This is a genomic window from Rheinheimera texasensis, assembly GCF_964031785.1.
In the GTDB taxonomy this organism is placed as follows: domain Bacteria; phylum Pseudomonadota; class Gammaproteobacteria; order Enterobacterales; family Alteromonadaceae; genus Pararheinheimera; species Pararheinheimera texasensis_A.
This window is the reverse complement of record NZ_CAXIRE010000015.1, coordinates 181,277-203,878: the sequence shown is the minus strand read 5'-3', so window position 1 is coordinate 203,878 and position 22,602 is coordinate 181,277. Positions and strand designations below refer to the sequence as shown.

Annotated in this window: 18 protein-coding genes; 12 read left to right on the top strand and 6 right to left on the bottom strand. The window is 51.6% G+C overall.

Translation table 11 applies throughout. The features are described 5' to 3' along the window. On the top strand, nt 1-960 hold the full coding sequence (locus tag ABNT34_RS05510) for a diguanylate cyclase (RefSeq protein WP_348729541.1): 960 nt from the start codon (nt 1-3) through the stop codon (nt 958-960). Between the two features lie 45 nt (nt 961-1,005). Here ABNT34_RS05510 and ABNT34_RS05505 read toward each other — a convergent pair whose 3' ends face one another. The 4 genes from ABNT34_RS05505 to ABNT34_RS05490 all read right to left on the bottom strand — a co-directional run bounded on the left by ABNT34_RS05505 (nt 1,006) and on the right by ABNT34_RS05490 (nt 6,557). Continuing rightward, nucleotides 1,006-2,511 (bottom strand): SpoVR family protein, encoded by a 1,506-nt coding sequence (locus tag ABNT34_RS05505; protein ID WP_348729539.1) that lies wholly within the window; start codon nt 2,509-2,511, stop codon nt 1,006-1,008. 15 nt (nt 2,512-2,526) lie between these two features. Beyond that, nucleotides 2,527-3,795 carry a YeaH/YhbH family protein gene (locus tag ABNT34_RS05500; protein WP_348729538.1) on the bottom strand — a complete coding sequence of 423 codons (1,269 nt, stop codon included), beginning with the start codon at nt 3,793-3,795 and terminating at the stop codon, nt 2,527-2,529. A gap of 24 nt (nt 3,796-3,819) precedes the next feature. After that, a complete protein-coding gene (locus ABNT34_RS05495) occupies nt 3,820-5,742 on the bottom strand; it encodes a PrkA family serine protein kinase (protein WP_348729726.1) in 1,923 nt (640 codons plus the stop codon). A gap of 230 nt (nt 5,743-5,972) precedes the next feature. Further along, the gene (locus tag ABNT34_RS05490; RefSeq protein WP_348729536.1) at nt 5,973-6,557 is read right to left on the bottom strand and encodes a Fe-Mn family superoxide dismutase; all 585 of its coding nucleotides are present in this window, start codon (nt 6,555-6,557) and stop codon (nt 5,973-5,975) included. A 235-nt stretch (nt 6,558-6,792) separates the two neighbouring features. Here ABNT34_RS05490 and ABNT34_RS05485 point away from each other — a divergent pair, with 235 nt between their 5' ends. Then, the gene (locus ABNT34_RS05485; protein ID WP_348729534.1) at nt 6,793-7,134 is read left to right on the top strand and encodes a Grx4 family monothiol glutaredoxin; all 342 of its coding nucleotides are present in this window, start codon (nt 6,793-6,795) and stop codon (nt 7,132-7,134) included. 52 nt (nt 7,135-7,186) lie between these two features. Here the strand turns inward: ABNT34_RS05485 and rnt are convergent, their stop codons facing one another. Beyond that, entirely contained in the window at nt 7,187-7,855 is a 669-nt protein-coding gene (rnt, locus tag ABNT34_RS05480) for a ribonuclease T (RefSeq protein ID WP_348729532.1), read from the bottom strand. Nucleotides 7,856-8,123: 268 nt separating this feature from the next. Between rnt and ABNT34_RS05475 the strand changes: the two genes are divergently transcribed. Then, on the top strand, nt 8,124-8,972 hold the full coding sequence (locus ABNT34_RS05475) for an OmpA family protein (protein ID WP_348729530.1): 849 nt from the start codon (nt 8,124-8,126) through the stop codon (nt 8,970-8,972). 49 nt (nt 8,973-9,021) lie between these two features. Here ABNT34_RS05475 and mnmC read toward each other — a convergent pair whose 3' ends face one another. Further along, the gene (gene mnmC / locus ABNT34_RS05470) at nt 9,022-10,902 is read right to left on the bottom strand and encodes a bifunctional tRNA (5-methylaminomethyl-2-thiouridine)(34)-methyltransferase MnmD/FAD-dependent 5-carboxymethylaminomethyl-2-thiouridine(34) oxidoreductase MnmC (protein WP_348729528.1); all 1,881 of its coding nucleotides are present in this window, start codon (nt 10,900-10,902) and stop codon (nt 9,022-9,024) included. 176 nt (nt 10,903-11,078) lie between these two features. Here mnmC and fabB point away from each other — a divergent pair, with 176 nt between their 5' ends. The 9 genes from fabB (at nt 11,079) to ABNT34_RS05425 (ending at nt 22,602) form a co-directional block, all read left to right on the top strand. Continuing rightward, nucleotides 11,079-12,293 (top strand): beta-ketoacyl-ACP synthase I, encoded by a 1,215-nt coding sequence (fabB, locus tag ABNT34_RS05465; protein WP_348729526.1) that lies wholly within the window; start codon nt 11,079-11,081, stop codon nt 12,291-12,293. A gap of 147 nt (nt 12,294-12,440) precedes the next feature. After that, the gene (locus tag ABNT34_RS05460; RefSeq protein ID WP_348729524.1) at nt 12,441-13,550 is read left to right on the top strand and encodes a 4-phosphoerythronate dehydrogenase; all 1,110 of its coding nucleotides are present in this window, start codon (nt 12,441-12,443) and stop codon (nt 13,548-13,550) included. A gap of 15 nt (nt 13,551-13,565) precedes the next feature. Then, nucleotides 13,566-14,585: an aspartate-semialdehyde dehydrogenase gene (locus ABNT34_RS05455; protein ID WP_348729522.1), complete on the top strand. Its 1,020-nt coding sequence runs from the start codon at nt 13,566-13,568 to the stop codon at nt 14,583-14,585. Between the two features lie 255 nt (nt 14,586-14,840). Next, on the top strand, nt 14,841-17,861 hold the full coding sequence (locus ABNT34_RS05450; RefSeq protein WP_348729520.1) for a FimV/HubP family polar landmark protein: 3,021 nt from the start codon (nt 14,841-14,843) through the stop codon (nt 17,859-17,861). A gap of 137 nt (nt 17,862-17,998) precedes the next feature. Next, the gene (truA, locus tag ABNT34_RS05445) at nt 17,999-18,772 is read left to right on the top strand and encodes a tRNA pseudouridine(38-40) synthase TruA (RefSeq protein ID WP_348729724.1); all 774 of its coding nucleotides are present in this window, start codon (nt 17,999-18,001) and stop codon (nt 18,770-18,772) included. A 199-nt stretch (nt 18,773-18,971) separates the two neighbouring features. Next, entirely contained in the window at nt 18,972-19,844 is an 873-nt protein-coding gene (accD, locus tag ABNT34_RS05440) for an acetyl-CoA carboxylase, carboxyltransferase subunit beta (protein WP_031571724.1), read from the top strand. A gap of 6 nt (nt 19,845-19,850) precedes the next feature. Further along, the gene (folC, locus tag ABNT34_RS05435) at nt 19,851-21,128 is read left to right on the top strand and encodes a bifunctional tetrahydrofolate synthase/dihydrofolate synthase (protein ID WP_348729518.1); all 1,278 of its coding nucleotides are present in this window, start codon (nt 19,851-19,853) and stop codon (nt 21,126-21,128) included. Continuing rightward, nucleotides 21,125-21,895: an SPOR domain-containing protein gene (locus tag ABNT34_RS05430; RefSeq protein WP_348729516.1), complete on the top strand. Its 771-nt coding sequence runs from the start codon at nt 21,125-21,127 to the stop codon at nt 21,893-21,895. Before folC ends, ABNT34_RS05430 begins: the two co-directional genes overlap by 4 nt. Before the next feature lie 203 nt (nt 21,896-22,098). After that, nucleotides 22,099-22,602, top strand: a complete 504-nt coding sequence (locus ABNT34_RS05425) for a CvpA family protein (RefSeq protein WP_031571727.1) — start codon at nt 22,099-22,101, stop codon at nt 22,600-22,602.

Genomic DNA, 22,602 nt, shown 5'->3' with positions numbered 1-22,602 from the left:
ATGCAAAATATCAGTCCCGAAGTTGCCGAGGTGCATTGGCTGCTCGACATGTTTCAGACCGTGGATGTCGGCTTGGTTGTGCTGACCGCTGATTATAAAATTCAGGTCTGGAACGGCTTTATGGAAAACCATAGCGGTCTGACGCCCCGTCAGGTGCGTGACCGTTATCTGTTTGATTTATTCTCAGAAATTGATGAAGACTGGCTCAGACGTAAATGCGACCCGGTGATCCTGCTGAAAAATCGCGCTTTTACGATTTGGGAGCAGCGGCCATTTATCTTTAAGTTCCGTAACTACCGGCCTATTACCGGTGTGGCCGATTATATGTACCAGAACAGCACGATTTTCCCCATCACCGACCTGCGCGGCGTGGTAACGCATCTGTGCATGATTATTTATGACGTGACTGATGTCGCCACCAGCCGGTTAGAACTTGAATCGATGAATGGTCAGCTGCGACAACTGTCAAAAACCGATTTTCTGACCGAACTGAACAATCGCGGTACCTGGGAAGACGCGCTGCAAAATGAGTTTAAACGCTTAAAACGCAGCGGGCATCAGGGCACTTTGCTGATGTGTGACATCGACCATTTTAAGCGCATTAACGATGGTTATGGTCATGCTGCCGGCGACGTAGTGATCCGCCAGGTCGCGCAGGCGGTGAAAAAGAATCTGCGTGAAACCGACGTGGCTGGGCGGTATGGCGGCGAAGAGTTTGCGGTTTTGCTGGTCGATACCTCTGCCGATCAGGCGTTGTATTTCGCCGAACGCTTGCGTAAGACCGTTGAAGCCTTGTCGATGGAGTTTAATCAGCAGTTGCTCAAAGCTACAGTGAGTGTTGGTATTGCTGAATACAACTCCGACATGCTCGAACACCGGCAATGGATTGAAGCGGCAGACAAAGCGCTTTATACCTCCAAGGCTGAAGGTCGCAACCGGGTGACTGTTGCCGGCAAATGATGTGACATCAGCAGAATAAATCAGGCCGGCATTTGCCGGCCTGATTTATTCTGGTGGCATCATGCCTAATATTTTGCTGCTGTTATCGTCACTCAGTTGTTCGAGCCGCACGGTAAAGCCCCACAACCGGTGTAAATGCTTCAGCACTTGTGGAAAATTGTCCGCCAGTGGCACCCGTTGATTTGGCACAAAACGTAGTGTCAGGGAACGGTCACCAGTTACGTCGACGTTATACACCTGAATGTTGGGTTCGATATTACTGAGGTTATATTGGGCTGACAGCATCTGCCGGACCTTCTGATAACCGGCACTGTTGTGGATCGCGGCGACCTCAAGCTGCTGTTCTTTGTCGTCATCAACAATACCAAACAGATGAAAATCCCGGATCACTTTGGGTGACAGATACTGGCTGATAAAACTCTCGTCTTTAAAGTTCTGCATGGCAAAATGCAAAGTTTCCACCCAGTCTGAGCCTGCAATATCTGGGAACCATTCTTTATCTTCGGCGGTCGGTGTTTCACAAATCCGGCGCAGATCAGTAAACATGGCAAAGCCGAGGGCATAAGGGTTGATGCCGGAATAATATTTTGAGTTGTAGGGAGGTTGATACACCACATTGGTGTGGTTATGCAGCACTTCCAGCATAAACTTATCGCTGACCAGCCCCTCGTTGTACAAGTGCTGCAGAATGTTGTAATGCCAGAAGGTCGCCCAACCTTCATTCATCACCTGAGTTTGTTTTTGCGGATAAAAATACTGCGAGATTTTGCGCACTATCCGTACAATTTCGCGTTGCCATGGTTTGAGCAGCGGGGCATTTTTTTCGATAAAATACAGAATGTTTTCCTGCGGCTCTTTCGGATAATGCTGTTCGATGGGCTTGTTAAAAGACTCTTTGTTCGGAATGGTGCGCCACAGCTGATTGACTTGTGACTGCAGATATTTCTCCCTGTCCTGCTGGCGGCGCTGCTCTTCATCCATCGAGATTTTTTGCGGCCTTTTGTAACGGTCGACGCCATAATTCATTAGGGCATGACAAGAGTCCAGGATGTCTTCAACTTCGCTCAGGCCATATTTCTCTTCGCAGTCGCTGATGTATTTTTTCGCGAACACCAGATAGTCGATAATTGATGACGCATCCGTCCATGTCTTGAATAAGTAATTGTTTTTAAAGAATGAATTATGGCCATAACAGGCGTGCGCCATCACCAACGCCTGCATAGTGATGGTATTTTCTTCCATCAGATAGGCAATGCAGGGGTTGGAATTAATCACAATTTCATAGGCCAGCCCCATATTGCCGCGTTTGTAGTTTTGTTCGGTCTGGATAAATTTTTTGCCATATGACCAGTGGTTGTAACCAATGGGCATACCGACGCTGGAGTAAGCATCCATCATCTGTTCGGCGGTGATGATTTCAATCTGATTCGGGTAATAATCCAGTTTGTAAAAACGCGCGACCCGCTCAATTTCAGTCTGATACTGCGTCAGCAGCTCAAAACTCCAGTCCGGGCCATCGGATAAAGGCTGTACTTTCTTTTTTGCCGACATAAAGACTCCTTGTACTCAGGCCGCTTGTTTCTTAAACAGCTGACGAAACACCGGATAAATATCACTGACCTGGCGAATAGGCTGGATGGCAAAGTTATCAAAACTGCTCAGTAGTTTTTCATATTCAACCCACAGGCTCTGATGTGGGCGTTGGGTGATTTCGATATAAGCGTAGTAGCGCACCCACGGCAGTAACTGTTCGGCCAGTAACTGCGAACACTGCGGGCTGTCGTCGGCCCAGTTATCGCCATCTGATGCCTGTGCCGCGTAGATATTCCACTCGGTCGGGTCATAACGTTCTTTGACGACTTCGGCCATCAGCTTCAATGCACTGGAGACAATAGTGCCACCGGTTTCCTGTGAGTAAAAAAACTCGTGTTCGTCGACTTCTTTGGCCTGGGTATGGTGGCGGATATACACCACTTCGACGTTTTTATAGCTGCGGCTTAAAAACATGTAGAGCAAAATATAAAAGCGTTTCGCCATATCTTTAGTGGCCTGATCCATAGAACCCGACACATCCATCAGGCAAAACATTACGGCTTTACTGGTAGGTTCCGGTCTTTTGGCGAAATTGCGAAAGCGCAGGTCAAAGCTGTCAATAAAAGGTACTGCGTCAATGCGGCGGCGTAATTCAGCTGCCTGTGTGTTTAACAGTTGCAACCTTGGCATATCCGGCAGGGCGGACGCTTCAAGTTCGGCAATTTCCTGTTCTATTTCATGCAGTTGTTTCTTCTTTCCCGCTGTCATCGCAACCCGGCGTGCCAGTGAGCCCTGTAAGGACCGGACTATGTCGATATTGCTTGGTACGCCTTCGGATCGATATCCGGCGCGGACATTTTTATACTGCACCAGTTTATCCAGCTGGTTTTTGCGCAGGTTCGGCAGTTCCAGGTCTTCGAACAATAAATCCAGGTATTCGTCTTTTGAAATCGAAAAGACAAATTCGTCTTCGCCTTCACCGTCGGCACTGGCATCGCCCTGTCCAGAACCACCGCCTTGGCCGCCCAAAGGTCTTTTGATGCGGTCACCTTCACTGAACTGATCATTACCCGGATGCACGCGCTCGCGATGACCGCCGCTGCCCTGATGAAAAAACGGCTCGGTGATGTCGCGTCCGGGGATCGAAACACTTTCGCCCTTGTCGATATCAGTGACGCTGCGTTTACTAATCGCATCAGACACTGCTTGTTTGATTTGTTGTTTATAGCGGCGGATGAACCGTTGCCGGTTCACCGCGCTTTTGTTTTTGCCGTTCAGGCGTCGATCGATAAAATGCGCCATAGTACCTCCGGCTCAATTCCGGCCTCATTGTGACTTCCGGACCCGCAGGTACCATTCCGATAACAGCCGGACCTGTTTGCGCGTGTAGCCTTTTTCCATCATCCGATCGACAAAATCGTCGTGTTTTTTCTGATCATCGGTTGAGGTTTTGGCATTAAACGAAATCACTGGCAGCAGCTCTTCGGTACTGGAGAACATTTTTTTCTCGATGACGGTGCGTAGCTTTTCATAGCTGGTCCAGGTCGGATTTTTGCCGTTGTTTTTCGCTTTTGCGCGCAGGACAAAGTTGACTATTTCATTGCGGAAATCTTTTGGATTGCTGATGCCGGCTGGTTTTTCAATTTTTTCCAGCTCAGCATTGAGCGCGGCACGGTCAAACAGCTGACCGGTTTCCGGATCGCGGTACTCCTGGTCTTGGATCCAGAAATCGGCGTAGATCACATAACGATCGAAGATGTTCTGCCCATATTCCGAGTAACTTTCTAAATAAGCCGTCTGAATTTCTTTACCGATAAATTCGACGTATTTCGGGATCAAGTAGCCTTTTAAATGCTCGAGATAGCGTTCTGCGACATCAGCCGGGAATTGCTCCCGTTCAATTTGTTGCTCCAGCACATAAAACAGGTGTACCGGGTTGGCGGCCACTTCAGTGGTATCAAAGTTAAACACTCGGGATAAAATCTTAAAAGCAAAGCGGGTCGACAAGCCGGTCATGCCTTCGTCAACGCCGGCGTAATCGCGATACTCCTGATAGGATTTGGCTTTGGGGTCGGTGTCTTTCAGGCTTTCGCCGTCGTAGACACGCATTTTGGAATACATGCTGGAATTCTCCGGATTTTTCAGCCGGGACAACACAGCAAACTGCGCCAGTGAAGTTAAAGTGCCGGGGGCGCAAGGTGCGGTTTTCAGCTCGCTGTGCTCCAGCAGTTTTTCGTAGATCCGCACTTCTTCCGATACACGCAGGCAATAAGGCACTTTGACGATATAGACCCGGTCGAGAAAGGCCTCATTGTTTTTGTTGTTGCGAAAAGTCTGCCATTCAGATTCATTACTATGCGCCAGAATAATGCCTTCAAATGGCAGCGCGGCGAGTCCTTCGGTGCCGTTGTAATTGCCTTCCTGTGTCGCAGTGAGCAATGGATGCAGCACTTTTATCGGCGCTTTAAACATCTCCACGAATTCCATCAGGCCCTGATTGGCGCGGCATAAAGCCCCGGAGTAGCTGTATGCATCCGGGTCGTTTTGGGCAAAATGCTCCAGCATGCGGATGTCGACTTTGCCGACCAGCGAGGCGATATCCTGATTGTTTTCATCGCCGGGTTCAGTCTTCGCGATGGCGACCTGATCCAGGATCGAAGGATATTTTTTCACCACACGGAACTGGCTGATATCGCCGTTAAATTCGTGTAGCCGTTTACTGGCCCAAGGCGACATAATGGTTTTCAGGTAGCGTTTCGGAATGCCATATTCCTGCAACAGGATGTTGCCGTCTTCGTTGAGGTCAAACAGGCACAACGGGTGGTCGTACACCGGTGAGCCTTTGAGGTAATAAACCGGCACTTGTTGCATCAGGGATTTGAGTTTCTCGGCCAGTGAGGATTTACCGCCGCCGACCGGGCCCAGCAAGTACAGAATTTGCTTACGCTCTTCGAGGCCCTGTGCCGAGTGTTTCAGGTAAGAGACGATTTGTTCCACTGCGTCTTCCATGCCGTAAAACTCGGAAAACGCCGGATAACGGGCGATGACGCGGTTAGAAAATAACCGGCTGAGTTTAGGGTCCTGCGCGGTATCGGTCAGTTCCGGCTGGCCTATTGCCATCAGCAACCGCTCAGCGGCACTGGCATAACAACTTTTGTCGTTTTTGCACAGCTGGAGATACTCCGAAATGCTGTATTCCTCTTCGCGTGCTGCTTCGTAACGAGACTTGTAGTGCTCAAAAATGCCCATCATGCACCTCCACAAACAAACTCATAAAAACGGGTCGCAATTAAAGGTTAGACAGGAAAAAATGAACTCGCCGCTCTAATTACAAGAATTTTCAGCAATTTTCGACGAGATACATTTGCCTGTTTGATTCGCTGCGCTAAGCGTAGTTCAGCAATACGGGCAATTGGGTGGGGCAGATGGAAAAGAAAAACCCGGCAAAAGCCGGGTTTTCAGTAACTGGCAAGGAATCGTTACTTGGCAAAGTTCGCGCTGGCGAATTCCCAGTTGACCAGAGCCCAGAAGGCGTTCAGGTAAGTTGGACGCGCATTGCGGAAGTCGATGTAATAAGCGTGTTCCCACAGATCGACGGTCAGTAGAGCAGTCACGCTGCTGTCGGTCAACGGTGTGCCGGCGTTTGATGTGTTGACCAGATCAACAGTGCCGTCGGCTTTTTTCACCAGCCAGGTCCAGCTTGAACCGAAGTTGTTCACTGCTTTGTCATTAAATGCAGTCTGGAAAGCTGCGAATGAACCCCATTTGGCGTTGATAGCGTCGGCTAATGCGCCTGTTGGCTCACCGCCACCTTGTGGTGACAGGCAGTGCCAGTAGAAAGTGTGGTTCCAGATTTGCGCCGCGTTGTTGAACACCGGGCCTTCTGAAGTTTTGATGATGTCTTCCAGTGATTTACCGGCAAACGCAGTGCCTTCAATCAATGAGTTCAGTTTGACCACGTAAGCGTTGTGGTGCTTGCCATGGTGGAATTCCAGAGTCTCAGCGGAAATGTGTGGTGCTAAAGCGTCTTTAGCATATGGTAATGCTGGTAATTCAAAAGCCATTCTATTTCTCCATCGGCGTTGTTTAGTGGTTCTGCATCGCGTAGACTACAAAACCCGAGTAAATTACTCAAGTTTTACCAGCGGATTGTCTGCACAAATACCCGATGGCCAGCCTCGCGTTGAGGTTTTGTTCTGCAGCCCAAGTTTTTGGGGCAATTCGGCAGATCTCAAGTGGCGACAGACAATTCCTTTGGTAAAATGTGGCAAATTTTTTAGCGCTCCTGCAGAGGTCCTGATGGAAACTATCGACAAAATCAAACAACAACTGGCGGATAACCCAATCATTCTGTACATGAAAGGTTCGCCAAAACTGCCAAGCTGTGGTTTTTCAGCGCAGGCTTCACAAGCGCTGATCGCTTGTGGTGAGCCGTTTGCCTTTGTAGATATTCTGCAAAACCCGGATATCCGCGCTGAATTACCAGCGTACGCTAACTGGCCAACGTTCCCGCAGCTGTGGGTAGAAGGCGAGCTGATTGGGGGTTGTGACATTATGCTGGAGATGTTCCAGCGCGGTGAATTACAACCGCTGATCAAAGAAACAGCGGCCAAATACAAAAAAGACGACAGCGCAGAATAATTTCTAACGCTGATAAAACAAAACCGCCGCGGCGGTTTTGTTGTTTCTGGGGTTATTCGGGGTCAGCGTCCTGCGCTTCGGTGTCGGTATCCAGAAACGGCGGCGGCCAGCCGCCAAGCGTCTGCCAGCGATTGACGATATGGCAAAACAACTCCGCAGTCCGTTCTGTGTCATACAGCGCGCTGTGGGCTTCTTTACCGTCAAATGGGATGCCGGCGGCCTGACAGGCTTTAGCCAGCACGGTTTGACCGAGTGCCAGCGCTGCCAGCGTGGTGGTGTCAAAAGACACAAAGGCGTGGAAGGGGGACCGTTTGATGTTATTGCGCTCGACCGAAGCGTTAACAAAACCCTGATCAAAAGCAGCATTGTGGGCAACCAGCACGGCGCGCTGACAGCCGGCATCTTTTTGGCCTTTACGCACCACTTTAAACATTTCGGTCAGTGCTTCCCGTTCATGCACAGCGCCACGCAACGGGTTGTAGGGGTCTATGCCATTAAACGCCAGTGAGCTGGGGTTTAACACTGAACCTTCAAAAGGCTCCACATGAAAATGTACGGTCTGGTCTATGCTGAGAAAACCTTGCTCGTCCATTTTCAGTGTGCAGGCGGCGATCTCTAACAAAGCATCAGTCTGCGCATTAAAACCGGCTGTTTCAACGTCGATCACGACCGGGTAATAGCCACGAAAACGTTGGGCGAATAAAGTGGTAGTCTGGCTCATGAACCGCATTCAGTCAGAAAAAAGAGCCGCAGTATGCCAAAAAAAATGCATCTCGTCTTGCCGTCGGCATAAGCTTTGCTAATTGTTTTGACAGCGAAGGTGCTGTGGTGTGTGGTTTGCGTTGTTGCGCAAGCAAACAACATCAACAGATTTGCAGGCGAAGTGCTTGTAAAATCAGCAGTTAATTGGTCACTGAATGATGAATACAGCCATAAAACTAGGTTCTTTTTGCTGTGCACTGTTACTGAACAGCGCCAGTGAAGCGGCAATGAGCCGGCAAGATATGCGGCAACAAGTGCGGCAATATGCTGCCACTCTGGATAATTCCGCCTGGGCGGTGAAAACGGCGACGGCACTGCGTTGTGAACTGGTGCATGCAATTCCGCAATTTGGTGAAGCTCGTTTTGTCAGCACTGCCAGTAAAGAATCTAATTTATTGTTTCAGCTGAAAATGCAGCGGCAGCCGGACGGTTACAGTCTGGCCGAAGTGTTGTCAATACCGCCGAGCTGGCGGGCCGGTGAGCAAGCCAAAGCGTTGGCGGATATGAAGCTGTTAAAACAATTTGATGGCGACTTACCAAAACAGCAGGCCTGGACCATGCTGACTGAACTAGAGCAGGGCTTCAGTCCAACCTTTTATTTTGACGACTGGCATAGTCCTTATGACAAAATCGCCGCTCAGCTGAATCCAATCCATTTTGGCATGCCTTATCAGCAATTCAGTGCCTGCATGGCAGGCTTGTTGCGTTTTACTTTTGATGATATTGCGCTGACGGTGCTGAATTACCAAAGCAACAGCGATGCGTTAACGCGGGAATCTGAAGCGCGATTAGCGCAAATCGCGGAGTATCTGAAGCATGACAAAGCGATTTCTGCTGTAGAAATAGATACTTATACCGACAGTTATGGTGGTCGCTGGATCAACGACGAGTTATCGCGCAAAAGAGCCAAGGCATTAAAAGCTTTTTTAGTCAGTGCTGGTATCGATGAAAAAGTGATCCGTACAGAAGGTTTCGGCGAAAAACGCCATGTGGCGCCGAATGACACCTTACGTGGCCGCGCCACCAACCGCCGGGCTGTCGTGCAGCTGATGCGCGCGGAGGCACCAAGGCTCTGATTTATTTAGAGTCTCAATAAAAAGCCCTGACAGTTCAGGGCTTTTTGCTTTATTCAGCGCGTTTCTTCTCAAAGCGGGCCGGACTCACCAGTTGCTGCAATTCATCGGTGAGTGCAAGTGGCTGCTGGCACAGCTTTGCTGCAAGCTGCTCAGCCAATAATGGCGCAAACAACAGCCCACGGGCACCCAGGCCACCAAGCACAAACAGATCTGCGGCAACTTCGCCGGCGATGGGCAGATGATCCGGTACTGTGGCGCGCAGACCGGTTTTCGCTGACTGTACTGTCGCATCAACAAACCAGGCTGGTTGCTGTAGCACTGCATTCACCAGCGCAAGGTTGGCGGTGTCGTCTGCCGCAGTGTTGATGGTATTACGATTGTCCCGGTCGAAAGTGGCGCCAACACAATGCTCGCTTGAAAAGTCTGCCGTATCAACCGGTGTGATATACCCCTGATGACAAATCACAGTGCGAAGTGCAGCCATTTGCGGTGCCTGCACATGGGACACCTGACCCCGCACCTGATTGAGTGGCAAATGTTGGGTCGGGGCGAATTGGGTCAAATCCACACCATTACACAGCACCAGCTGGCGGCTACTCAGCGAGCCGGCCGATGTCACCAGCTCCCATCCATCGGCACCACGTTGTAACTCCTGCACATCAGTATTGGCGGAAAAACTAAAGCCGGGTTGTTGTTTCAGCCAGTTCAGCGCGGCCTGACAAAAGCGCTGTGGCGCGACCCAACCACCATCCGGGTAAAACAACCCGTTATAGGGCAAGGGTAAGCCAGCTATTTCACTGCACCCTTTTGCGTCCAGCGCCTGAAAAAAGCCCGTCGGCCAAGCGTTTTCCTGTTGGATTTTATGCTGGCGCAGCGCGAGCGCTTCGGTACAGGCTAACGTCAACACACCGCAGAACTGGTGAGGGAAATCAAATTGACGGGATAGCTCCCGGTAGCGGCGACAAGCAAAGGCATAAGCACTGGCGTGAAAACGCGACACCGGACTAAAGCTGGTTTGTAGTTGTGGATACAAGGCACCTTGCCGGTTATGCGACGCACCCAAAGCAACGGTTTCGTCTTTACACAGCAAACGCACCTGACGGCCGCGCTGCACCAGCGCCAATGCCGTTAAGAGTGCCGCAATACCACCGCCGACCAATGTGACGATGTCTTCAATCGGCGCGGATGACAACGCCGGTGTTTCTGCAGCGATAACACCCACCGCCATCTCGCGTTTACGGCCAAAACCTTTGACTTTTTTTACACTAAAACCAGCGCTTTGCAGGCCGCGGCGCACAAGGCCGGCGCTGGTAAAGGTCGCGACTGTAGTACCGGGACCGCTTAAGCGTGCCATGCCTTCGAACAAGCTGTCCTGCCACATATCCGGGTTTTTACTGGGCGCAAAGCCGTCGAGAAACCAGGCATCGGCGCGGTTGACCAGCGGCAGTGCTGGCAGATTGTCTTTGATATCACCGAGCCATAAATCCAGCGTCACCGCGCCTTGGTCAAACTGCAGCCGGTGACAGCCGGCAAATGGCCTTGGATATTGCGCCAACAGCTCGGTGACCAGCGGTGCGAGACTTGGCCAGGCGGTTAACGCCTGCGTCAAATCACTGAGAGTTAACGGGAATTTCTCAAAGGTCGAGAAATGCAGCTGCTGGCAAGCGGCGTCCGGCTGCGTCGCGCGAAACTGACGAAACGCCTGCCAACAGACCAGAAAATTCAGCCCGGTGCCAAAACCAGTTTCAATGACATGAAAACAACGTTTGGGCAACTGCAGCCAGCGTTCTGGTAATTGATTGTTGTGCAAAAACACAAACTGCGTCTCGTCGAGGCCACTTTCGTTGGAAAAATACACATCATCAAAGACATTAGAAACCGGCGTGCCTTGTTCGTTGTAACGCAAGGTGGCGGATTGGATCTGACTCATCAACAAGCCCGTATCAGAAAAAATTTGCACAAAGTGGCACATTTTAACTTGTTTGTCATGCTGGCGGCTAATAGTGTGAGCAGGTGAGTGTACAACTGTGCGCTGAAATTGGACCAGTTGACGGGAAAAAGCCCGTACAATGGCCGCGAACACTATTTTTTTACGCTGGAGTCAGAATGAAAAGAGCGGTAATCACCGGATTGGGCATAGTTTCAAGTATCGGTAACAACAAAGCAGAAGTATTGGCCTCCCTGCAGGAAGGCCGTTCCGGTATCAGCTTTGCGCAGGAATTTGCCGATTTTGGGCTGCGTTCTCAGGTCTGGGGTCAAATCAACATTGACACTGCTGCTCTGATTGACCGTAAGGCATTGCGTTTTATGGGTGATGCTGCTGCCTACGCGTACATCTCTATGGCACAGGCCATTGAAGATGCAGGTTTAACGCCCGAGCAAGTCTCCAATCCACGTACCGGCTTGGTCGTGGGCTCTGGCGGTGCTTCCTCGAAAACCCAAATTGAAGCCGCAGACATTCTGCGCGAAAAAGGCGTTAAACGTGTTGGCCCTTATGCCGTGCCAAAAACCATGTCATCGACTTGTTCTGCGTGCCTGGCCACTCCGTTCGAAATCAAAGGCGTGAACTATTCAATTAGTTCTGCTTGTGCCACCAGTGCACATTGTATCGGTCATGCGGTGGAACTGATCCAGCTTGGCAAACAAGACGTGATTTTCGCCGGCGGTGGTGAAGAAGTGCACTGGACCCTGGCAATGGAATTCGACGCTATGGGCGCGTTGTCGAGCAAATACAACGAAACGCCAACTCAAGCTTCACGCACTTATGATGCGAACCGCGACGGTTTTGTCATCTCCGGTGGTGGCGGTATTCTGGTGATTGAAGAGCTGGAACATGCCTTAGCCCGTGGCGCCAAAATTTATGCTGAAGTGGTCGGTTACGGCGCGACTTCAGATGGTTACGACATGGTGGCGCCAAGTGGTGAAGGCGCTGTGCGTTGTATGCAAATGGCGCTGGCCGATGTCAAAGCGCCAATTGACTACCTGAACACCCACGGCACCAGTACGCCGGTCGGTGATGTCAAAGAACTCGGTGCTATCCAGCAAGTGTTTGGCGGGAAGAGCCCGGCGATCAGCGCAACCAAAGCCATGACCGGTCATGCGCTGGGTGCGGCTGGTGTGCACGAAGCGATTTATTCAGTGCTGATGATGGAAAATAACTTTATTGCGCCATCAATCAACATTGGTGAGCTGGATGCGGCGGCTGAAGGCCTGAACATCATCACGAAACCAACTGCAGCGACATTAAACACAGTGATGTCGAATAGCTTTGGCTTTGGTGGCACCAATGCCACGCTGGTGATGCAAAAGTTTAACGGCTAAGCCGCTCAGCACTGTTGTAACAGAGCCACCTGCGGGTGGCTTTGTCGCTTCCGGCGCGATGAAATCTGCCGACTACATGGCGTAAAGTTGGTGTTCTGACATAGAATGCGGCGCAGTTTGCTATGCCTGTGTTAACTGGAGTTGCCGATGAAAATTTATGCCGATGACAATATGCCGCTGGCCCGGGAGTTTTTCGCCGATTTAGGCGATGTCACCTTGTTCTCCGGTCGTCAGGTTCAGGCGGCTGATCTGGCAGATGCTGATATTCTGCTGGTGCGCTCTGTGACCAAAGTCAACGCGGCGCTGCTCGATGCCAATCGCAATCTGCGTTTTGTCGGCACCGCCACCATCGGCACTGATCATCTGGAGCTGGCGTATTTGCAGGCGCGTGGCATTACCCATACCAACGCGCCGGGTTGTAATGCGCAGTCTGTGGTGGAATATGTGCTGAGCTGCTTGTTTATCCAGGCGGAGCAACAGGATAAAGCTCTGACAGACTTTACCGTTGGAGTAATCGGTGTTGGCCAGATTGGGAAACGTCTGGTGGCGGCGTTACAGGCGCTTGGGGTCAGTGTGCTGCAAAATGACCCGCTACGCGCCGCTGAGCCGGACTTTCCACATCTGGAACTGGATACTTTATTGGCCAAGGCTGATGTGGTTAGTTTGCATGTGCCGCTGGTGCGCAGCGGTGCTTATCCGACTTTTCATTTAATCGATGCGACGAGGCTTGCAGCATTACCCGCGACGACAGCGCTGATTAATGCCTGTCGCGGCGAAGTGGTGGATAACCAGGCGCTGTTGGCGCAAGCCCGTGCCGGCGTGCGCCGGCCTTTGTTTCTCGATGTCTGGGAAAACGAGCCGACGATTGAACAGGCGCTGCTGCCGTTTTGTGATATTGCCACGGCGCATATCGCCGGTCACAGTGTTGAAGGCAAAGCCCGCGGCACTGAAATGTTGTATCAGGCGGTTTGTCAGTTGCTGGGAGTGACGCCAACCAAGACCCTGGCCGAGTTTTTACCGGCCGCCGCCATTGAAAAGCTGCAAATTTCGCCAAATTTTAGACTTTCAGATGTCCAAAATTTGTGCCGTATGTTATATGATGTCCGGCGTGACGATGCATTGTTCAGACGGCATCTGGTCACGCACGGGTTTGACTGGCTCAGAAAGACCTACCCGCCACGGCGGGAATTCAGTTCCGTATGCCTGCAGGGGCAGGCAGCCGATTATTTAATTCGTTTAGGTTTTAGCCAGAAATAAAGGGGAACAAACCACATGGCTCAGCAATTTGACGTCGCAGTATTAGGCGCTACAGGTTTGGTCGGTCAGCATTTGATCGAGATTCTGCAACAGCGCGATTTTCCGGTACGCAATCTTTACCCATTGGCCAGTAAACGCTCTGCCGGTGGCACAGTGACATTTCATGGTAAACAGGTAGAAGTGCTGGATGCTGAGACCTTTGACTGGACCAAAGCACAAATTGGTTTGTTCTCAGCCGGTGGCAGTGTGTCGGCAGTTTATGCGCCAAAAGCGGCCGACGCTGGTTGTATCGTTATCGACAACACTTCGCATTACCGCTACGAAGCGGACATCCCGTTAGTAGTGCCTGAAGTCAATGCCCATGCCATTGCCGATTACCGCAACCGCAACATCATTGCCAACCCGAACTGTTCGACTATTCAAATGCTGGTGGCATTAAAGCCAATCCACGATGCAGTGGGCATTACCCGTGTCAATGTCGCCACTTATCAGTCAGTCAGCGGCGCCGGCCAGCAGGGCATTGAAGCCTTAGCCTCTGAAACAGCACAACTGTTAAATGGCCGTCCGATTGAAGCGACTGGCAAATTCTCGCGCCAGATCGCCTTTAACGTCATTCCGCAAATCGACGTCTTTATGGACAACGGTTACACCAAAGAAGAAATGAAAATGCATTGGGAAACCCAGAAAATTATGGGTGATGACAGCATTTCGGTGAATGCGACCGCGGTGCGGGTGCCGGCGTTTTACGGTCATGCCGAAGCTGTGCATATCGAAACCCGCTCGCCAATCAGCGTGGAAGAAGTCAAAGCGCTGCTGGCGCAGGCGCCAGGCGTGGTGTTACTGGAAGACAATGCCGAGTTCCCAACGCAAGTCAGCCATGCACAAGGCCAGGACGATGTGTTTGTTGGCCGCATCCGCAAAGACTTGTCCCACGAACATGGTTTAAATCTGTGGGTGGTGGCGGATAACGTCCGTAAAGGCGCCGCGACCAACAGTATCCAAATTGCTGAACATCTGATCCGCGATTATTTGTAAGAGTGCAACGATGTCTGCGCAAGGGCCCCAATTTGGGGCCCTTTTATTTTCCGTTTCCAAAGTGCTTCGATCCGGCTTTCTGCAGCGCTGGTCTGCACCTTTTTGCCAATCTGGTTTAGAATCTGCTGAAAGAGCCGCAAATTGTGGAACATTGTTTGCAGAGCGACTATATCCAATGGCGGATACAGCACTCAGGCGTTCAGTCCGGATGCAATGGGCATCCAGCTGGATCCAATGGTTGTTAGGGAATATTGCATGCTTCTGATGCGAATTTTGCTCATTCTGTTTACCGTCAATTTTATGACGGCAGCCTGGGCTGAATCGACGGCGCGCTTACGCGGTCCAAAAGAATTTGATACACCGGCAGTGACCCGGCTGGGCCCATTGTCGGCGCAGGACACTTTGTGGCGCCTGGCAGAACAGGCGAGACCAGACAAACGCGTCAACATGTATCAGATGATGTTTGCGCTCTATCAAAATAATCCTGACGCTTTCCTCGACGATAACTTTAACCATCTCAAACCCGGCGCTTTCCTCGAAGTTCCCGGGATACGCGACATTCTGGCCATTGATCCGGTGATGGCGCAGCGCAAATCAGAAAACGACGATCGGGTCTGGGCAGAAAAAATCCGCAAAGCGGCTCAGCAAAAACCGGAAGATCACTCAGCCAAAAAGGTTGATATTGCCAAAGCGCAAGAAGAAATTACAAATGAACTCAATCGGGTAGAAGCACAGCAGACGGAGCAGATGTCTGATTTGCGTGACCGGCTGGGCGCTTCTATGGCCAATGTCGAAACTATAGTGCAGGAAAATACCGCACTGAAGAAACAGCTCGACACTGTGGTCTCCGAACTATCAAACGTGAAGCAGCAGCTGGATAAAGACAGCGAAATCCAGACCCAGCTGCAACAGTTGCTGCAGCAACAAACCGAGATGCTGGATCAACAGCGCGAACAAATCCGCAAACAACAGGAAGGGTTCAACTTTGCCGAAACATGGCAAAATCTTGCCAATAGTCCGGCCGGTTGGATCCTGGCGGCGGCATTACCCGCTGCGCTGGTATTGTTTGGCGTGGTGTTATTGATCCGTCGGAAGAGCAAAAAAGCCGCAGCTGCAGTGTCAGCAGCCACTGCCAGTCCGGCGTTAGATCCAAATTATAAGTCGCCGCTGCCGCCACTGGATGACAGCCTGGATTTTGACGAAAGTAGCCTGATCAATCTGGATGATTCCTTACTCAATGACAATATGAGCAGCGGCATCCGCCTCGACGATGATTTCGACCGGACGCCAGCCAGAAAACCGGCGATGGCCAGTTTTGATGATGATGATTTGCTTGATGATCATCTGGATCTGGGCTCCGATAACAGCAAAACTGCCGGCGCTTTTGATCTGGATGATTTGCTGGACGATCCACTGGAGCCGTCACCGGCCCCAGCCAAAGCTGAACCTTTTGACCCGGACAATATTCTGGCCGGCGATGCGCTGAGTAATCTGCTGGATGCCGATGAGCCTACATTTGAAGCCAAACAAGCCTTTGATCCAAATAATATTCTCTCTGGCAACGAGCTGAGTTCATTGTTCGATAATCTGGTGGACGATGATGAGGATCCGGACGCTATTTTCAATCAGGCATTAGCAGCGCAACAGGCCAAGCCAGAAACGAACAGTGAAGCTGAGGCGGAGTCAGAATCTGACCTGTTGAGCGACCCGCAGGTGTCGGCTGCGGCACTGGCTTACGCCGCGGCGGAGGCGGCTGAATCAGACGAATTACTGGAAGAAATTGAGCTTGATCTGCCAGGTGAAGAGCCGGTGGCGGCCAGTGCCATGACGTTAGACGATGATGATTTTGATATTGACGCACTGGTCGCCCAGACCCAGGCTGGTGCCGATACTGCGTCAGCTACACCTGCCGTGGCCGTGTCGTTACCAGGCGATGACAGCGATGATTTTGATATCGACGCGTTATTGGATATGACCCAGGCTGCTGAATCCAGTGCCAGTGCAACTGAAGTAGAGTTACCTGCAGCGCAGCAGGCCTTTGACAGCTCGGAGTTAGAAGCTTTTGCCGAATCACTGGCCGAGGAGCAACTTGAAGCAGAACAACAGCTTGTTGACTCCGAGAACACAAGCCTCGATCAACAGGATGAAACGCTTGAGGCGGCTGAGGCATTTGAGCCAGACGAGCTGATGGCTGCAGATGATGAATCCGGCCTGCTGGATGAGCTTGATGAGATCCTGAATGAAGTTGCCGAGATCCGTGCGCAATCACAACAGGCGAAACACTCGCTGGCGGAACTTGAATTGCCAGAAGATGCTGTAACACAGGCGTCGGCCGATATCGCAGACGCTGAGCTCAGTATTGCCGATTTCAGCGCGATGTTAACAGAGCCATCTGCAGACACGGCGTCAACCCAACCAGAGCAGGCAGAAGTTGCAGCAGCCGAAGCAGAAGCTGAAGTCACGCAGGCTGATGATTTTATCGATATCGAAGAGCTGATGCTGGACGATGGTGCCGGCACTGACATTGAAGCGGAACTGGCGGCTGAAACTGCTGCCGAAACCGAATATTTGTCGGAATTTGCTGGTCTGGAAGAAACCGCTAAAGAAATGCCGGATCTGGGCCTGTCGGACGATAATTCGGTCGCCCGGGTGTACGAAGGCATCTCGTCGGTGGAAAGACCCAGCAAAGTGCTGGATGAGTATCCGGATTTGCAACTCGATGACACTGATCAGGCAGCGATCTTCCCGGAAGATCTGCTTGAATCTGTGGAAGAAACGGCTTTGACCGCGGAACAGTCTGAGTTGCATCAGCTGGACGATATGAACTTTGACGAGCTGTTATCTGGCCTCGACGACTTCGCAGCTCCGGTCGCAGATCCGCTGGCCGACCAGCACAAAGCCGCAGAAGTGCTGGCTGAACTGGAACAATTGCAGCAAGGTCAAAGCCGCTATAATCCGGATACTGAGCAGGTTGAATTACCGGATTTTGTCAATATCGACAAGTTGTTGGCGGCGACTGAAGATCAGCTGGAGCCTGATGCGGAATTAAAAACGCTGAATATGGATGTAGGGCTGGCCGATTTTGAAGATTTGATTGCCGCTGATGAGGCCGGTGACGTAGACCATGCCGATGGTGGTTTTGCCGGTCAACTGGACTTAGTCCGGGCTTATATTGAAATTGGCGATGCTGACAGTGCGAACCATCTGATTAAAGAGATTATGGCGTCCGATGCGCCAGCACACGTCAAACAGGAAGCGGTGGCGCTGTTGTCGTAAGTCATATCGCTGTTGCAGAAAAGCGCCAATGGCGCTTTTTTGCTTTCTGCAGCCAGATTTTTGCTGCAGTACTGTGGCTTTGTTATACTCGCCGCCGCTGAATGAGTGGGGGCCTTGGAGTCAGAATGCGAATTGCGATGGGGATTGAGTACGACGGTACCGGCTATTTTGGCTGGCAACGTCAGCGGGAAGTGAACAGCATTCAGGGCGAGCTGGAAAAAGCGCTCAGTCAGGTCGCCAACGCGCCGGTGGAGATCTTTTGTGCCGGCCGTACCGATGCTGGCGTACATGGCACCGGCCAGGTGATTCACTTTGATACTGATGCAGTTCGTGATATGCGCGGCTGGATCATGGGCGCCAATTCAAATTTGCCTACCGGCATTGCGGTGCGCTGGGCGCAGCAAGTGTCGGACGATTTCCATGCGCGCTTTTCTGCCACTGCGCGGCGCTATCGGTACGTGATTTATAACCGCAAATTCCGCCCGGCGATTTTAGGCGCGGGCCTTAGTCATTATCATCAGGAGATTGACGTCAGCCTGATGCAGCAGGCGGCACCAGCGCTGCTTGGCGAGCAGGATTTTTCGTCGTTCCGCGCCATTCAATGTCAGTCCAATACGCCATTTCGCAACGTGATGCACCTGCAAATCAACAGATTTGGCGCCTACATTGTGCTGGATATCAAGGCCAATGCGTTTTTGCATCATATGGTGCGTAATATCACCGGCAGCTTGTTAGAAGTCGGCATGGGGCGCCGGCCACCAGAGTGGATCGCCGAATTGCTGGCGGCGAAAGACCGGACTCTGGCTGCTGCGACCGCCAAAGCCGAAGGTCTGTATTTGGTCGATGTCGATTATCCGGCACATTTTGCCATTCCAAAATCGCCGTTAGGCCCGTTATTTTTACCTGATTAACCAGTTGAACTCTGACGTTCGGGTCTTGTCGTATCTGCCGGGCGCACAGCTGCCACGCGCAACTACTAAGACCAGTTTTTGGTATTCTGTGTTTGGGCTTTGTGTTTTAATAACCGCCGTTTGCGTCAATTTCGCTGAAATTCTGTTATTTTCAGCAGAACTGCACAGAAAATAATCGCAGTCAGATATAGGAATTCTTATGAGTTGGTTAGAAAAAATCCTGCCCCGCACTTCGTCATCTGCCCGTCGCAACATTCCGGAAGGGGTCTGGACCAAATGCACCGCTTGTGATGCAGTCTTATATAAAGCCGATTTGGACCGCCAGTTAGGCGTCTGTCCAAAATGTGACCACCATATGCGGGTCAGTGCCCGTACCCGGTTAACCCAATTTTTTGATGTCAACACCACTGTTGAGCTGGCGGCTGAGCTGGAACCACAAGACGTGCTGAAGTTTAAAGACAGTAAACGTTACAAAGACCGGATCGTCGCGGCGCAAAAAGACACCAATGAAAAAGATGCTATGGTAGTGATGCGCGGCTCACTGAAAGGCATGCCGGTAGTCGCTGCCAGCTTTGAGTTCGAGTTTATGGGCGGTTCTATGGCGTCTGTGGTTGGCGCTAAGTTTGTTAAAGGCGTCGAGTTTGCGCTGGAGCATAAAATCCCTTTTATCTGTTTCTCCGCTTCAGGTGGTGCACGGATGCAGGAAGCCTTGTTCTCGCTGATGCAAATGGCTAAAACCAGTGCGGCGCTGGCGAAACTGAGCGAAGCCGGTTTACCGTATATTTCGGTACTGACTGACCCTACGATGGGCGGTGTGTCGGCTTCACTGGCGATGCTCGGTGATATCAATATCGGTGAGCCAAAAGCGCTGATCGGTTTTGCCGGTCCACGTGTCATTGAGCAGACTGTGCGTGAAAAGCTGCCGGAAGGCTTCCAGCGCAGTGAATTCCTGTTAGAGCATGGTGCCATCGACATGATTGTTGACCGTCGGCAAATGCGCGATACAATTGCGCGATTAGTAGCAAAATTCATGCGGCTGCCGGCTCCGGATCAGGAGCATCGCGTCGCTTAAGGCGTTATGACTTCCACTGCGTTACTACAAAGCCAATCGTGCCATAGTCTGGCAGATTGGCTTTGTTACATAGAACAATCTCATCCCATTGAAAAAATTGAACTTGGCCTTGGCCGGGTGCAGTCTGTTGCCGAACGCGCCGCGCTGGCGCAATTGCCTGGTACTGTGATCCTGATTGCCGGGACCAACGGTAAAGGCACCACCGCCCGCACGCTGGAGCAACTGCTTTTAGCGCAGGGGCTGAGTGTTGGTGTCTACAGCTCACCCCATTTACTGCGTTTTAATGAGCGGTTGCGGATCAATGGCGCCGATGTCGCTGATGAGTTGTGGGTTGAAGGCCTCAAACAGGTCGAATCCCTGCGCGCTGACATTGCGCTGACGTATTTTGAATTCACCACTTTGGCAGCCTTTGCCATTCTGAAAACTCAGGCGCCGCAGATTTGTCTGATTGAAGTGGGCTTAGGTGGCCGCCTGGACGCCACCAACATTGTCAATCCGGCGCTGAGTATCATCACGACAGTTGATTTGGATCACCAGGATTGGCTCGGTAATGACCGGGAGACCATAGGCCGGGAGAAAGCCGGGGTATTCAGAGCGGGTCGGCCCGCAGTAGTAGGGGATTTGCAGGTGCCGCAGTCGGTCCGCCAGGTCGCCGCTGAGCTTGGCGCTTTGCTATGCTGTGCCGGTAGCGACTTCCAACTTGATGTTCAATCGAAGACTTTTGCCTGGCGTTATGCCGGCCAACATTATCAGCATCTGCCACTGCCGGGCGTGCCGGTACAGAACGTGGCGACTGCTTTCACAGCGCTTGAGATGCTGGATTTACTGCCAGACGAAGACATCTGCACACAGGTGCTGACTGAACTCAGTTTGCCGGGCCGGCTGCAGTGGTTAAGCCACAAGCCAGCGGTGCTGCTGGATGTGGCGCATAATCCGCAATCAGCGGCTTATCTGGCCGCGCAGGTCGGGCTGTTGAGCTCTGGCTATCGCAAAATCCAGTTGGTTGTCGGGATGCTCAAAGACAAAGACATTCGCGAAGCGCTGAGCTGTTTTATTGGCCAAGGCTATCACTGGCATCTGGTGTCTTTACCTGGTGTACGCGGCGCCGACAGCGATCTGCTGCTACAGGCCTTGCCTTCAACAGAGCAAAGCTGTCAGTATCCGCAGATGTCCGACGTGCTGGCGCGTATCGCCAGTGCGCCGGCAGATGAATTATTTGTAGTATTTGGATCTTTTGTCACGGTCAGCAGCGTGCTGAGTCTGTGGCCACAGGAAAATGTATGACTGCAGTTTTTACCAATCGCCTGATCGGCACCGCTATTCTGATTGTCGCTGCTGTGGTGTTTTTGCCGGATTTACTCGATGGCCGCAAGCAGGTCAGCAAAGATGATTTTAAAGCGATTCCGGAGCGGCCGGAGTTTGCCGAAGTGGCGCAGCCTGCAGTATTTAGCCAAGATCAGCATCAGGCGGCGCAAACCGCTGCGATGGCGCCGGTGACGGATAATAGCCCGGCGCTGGATGTGCCGTCTGCGGCAACACCGGCTGAGCAAACGGCCACTGAGCCGGCTGTGCAAAACGCTGCGACGCCGGCTGACACCGGAACAGATCCGGATCCAATGGCTGATACAAAACCAACGCTGACTGAACAGGCCGCACAAGCGCAGGCTGACACCAATCAGGCAGGCACTAATCAGGCAAAGAATGTCCAGACAGCAACTTTACCAGCCGAGCCATTGCCAGCGGAGAGAACCACCACTGAACCACCGGCACCCGTCAAAGTAGAAAAGCCTTTATCTCAGGCCGCTTATGTAGTCAAAGTGGGCTCATTCAGCAAAGAACAAAATGCCAACGCACTGGTCAGTAAACTCAAAGCGGCCGGACATAACGCTTTTACCCGTAAAATCGTCAACAGCCAGGGCACCACTATGGTCAGCGTGTTGGTGGGGCCGGATCTGAAAAAAGACAAACTTGAAGCCAAGCTTGCTGAGTTACAGCAGCTGGCGCAGGTGCCTAAGCTGAAAGTCAGCAGCTATCAGCCGGTAGAAAATTAAGCAGTTGTGTTCCCGGCTTTGAAGTAATGGGCCTGCCAATGCCGCGTGCAGACTGCAGCCAGGTCAGACTCTGGAGCTTGCCGGCAGCAGCCGGCGGTCACACCAGCGTAAAATTAACGCCGGAATGGTAATTGTCGCTAGGCAGTGCTGCACCGCATTTGGTAGAATGCGCGCCGTCCTCAAGCGTCCTGTTTTGGTAGCAAATGGTTTGGGTTGATTACGCCATTCTGGCAATCATCGGATTATCGACATTGATCAGTCTAATCCGCGGCTTCGTGAAAGAAGCCATTTCGTTGATCATCTGGGTATTGGCGTTTTTTGTAGCCAGTCATTATTATCCCTATCTCTCCCCGTTTTTTTCTAATATAGACAATGCTTTAATCCGCAACGCTGTCGCGATTGGTATATTGTTTGTCTCTTGCCTGCTACTCGGCGGTTTATTGAATTTCCTGATTGGCAAGCTGGTGCAATCCACGGGTTTAAGTGGCACCGACCGGCTGTTAGGCCTGGTGTTCGGCGCCCTGCGTGGTGTGCTGGTGGTCAGCGCGTTGTTATTTTTCCTCGATGCATTTACGCCATCGGCCAGCGCCGAGTGGTGGAAAGCGTCAATTTTGATCCCCGAATTCGATTTTATCATTGAGTGGTTTTTCACTTATCTGAAAGACAACTCGAGTTTTATGCAACAGACATCTGTTCTGACGAGGTAA

Coding starts and splice junctions, on each gene's coding strand:
- accD (WP_031571724.1), top strand. CDS start 18,972: ATGAGTTGGTTAGAAAAAATCCTGCCCCGCACTTCGTCATCTGCCCGT.
- rnt (WP_348729532.1), bottom strand. CDS start 7,855: ATGAGCCAGACTACCACTTTATTCGCCCAACGTTTTCGTGGCTATTAC.
- ABNT34_RS05490 (WP_348729536.1), bottom strand. CDS start 6,557: ATGGCTTTTGAATTACCAGCATTACCATATGCTAAAGACGCTTTAGCA.
- ABNT34_RS05505 (WP_348729539.1), bottom strand. CDS start 2,511: ATGTCGGCAAAAAAGAAAGTACAGCCTTTATCCGATGGCCCGGACTGG.
- fabB (WP_348729526.1), top strand. CDS start 11,079: ATGAAAAGAGCGGTAATCACCGGATTGGGCATAGTTTCAAGTATCGGT.
- ABNT34_RS05495 (WP_348729726.1), bottom strand. CDS start 5,742: ATGGGCATTTTTGAGCACTACAAGTCTCGTTACGAAGCAGCACGCGAA.
- ABNT34_RS05510 (WP_348729541.1), top strand. CDS start 1: ATGCAAAATATCAGTCCCGAAGTTGCCGAGGTGCATTGGCTGCTCGAC.
- mnmC (WP_348729528.1), bottom strand. CDS start 10,902: ATGAGTCAGATCCAATCCGCCACCTTGCGTTACAACGAACAAGGCACG.
- ABNT34_RS05475 (WP_348729530.1), top strand. CDS start 8,124: ATGAGCCGGCAAGATATGCGGCAACAAGTGCGGCAATATGCTGCCACT.
- ABNT34_RS05450 (WP_348729520.1), top strand. CDS start 14,841: ATGCTTCTGATGCGAATTTTGCTCATTCTGTTTACCGTCAATTTTATG.
- ABNT34_RS05425 (WP_031571727.1), top strand. CDS start 22,099: ATGGTTTGGGTTGATTACGCCATTCTGGCAATCATCGGATTATCGACA.
- truA (WP_348729724.1), top strand. CDS start 17,999: ATGGGGATTGAGTACGACGGTACCGGCTATTTTGGCTGGCAACGTCAG.
- ABNT34_RS05455 (WP_348729522.1), top strand. CDS start 13,566: ATGGCTCAGCAATTTGACGTCGCAGTATTAGGCGCTACAGGTTTGGTC.
- ABNT34_RS05430 (WP_348729516.1), top strand. CDS start 21,125: ATGACTGCAGTTTTTACCAATCGCCTGATCGGCACCGCTATTCTGATT.
- ABNT34_RS05460 (WP_348729524.1), top strand. CDS start 12,441: ATGAAAATTTATGCCGATGACAATATGCCGCTGGCCCGGGAGTTTTTC.
- folC (WP_348729518.1), top strand. CDS start 19,851: ATGACTTCCACTGCGTTACTACAAAGCCAATCGTGCCATAGTCTGGCA.
- ABNT34_RS05500 (WP_348729538.1), bottom strand. CDS start 3,795: ATGGCGCATTTTATCGATCGACGCCTGAACGGCAAAAACAAAAGCGCG.
- ABNT34_RS05485 (WP_348729534.1), top strand. CDS start 6,793: ATGGAAACTATCGACAAAATCAAACAACAACTGGCGGATAACCCAATC.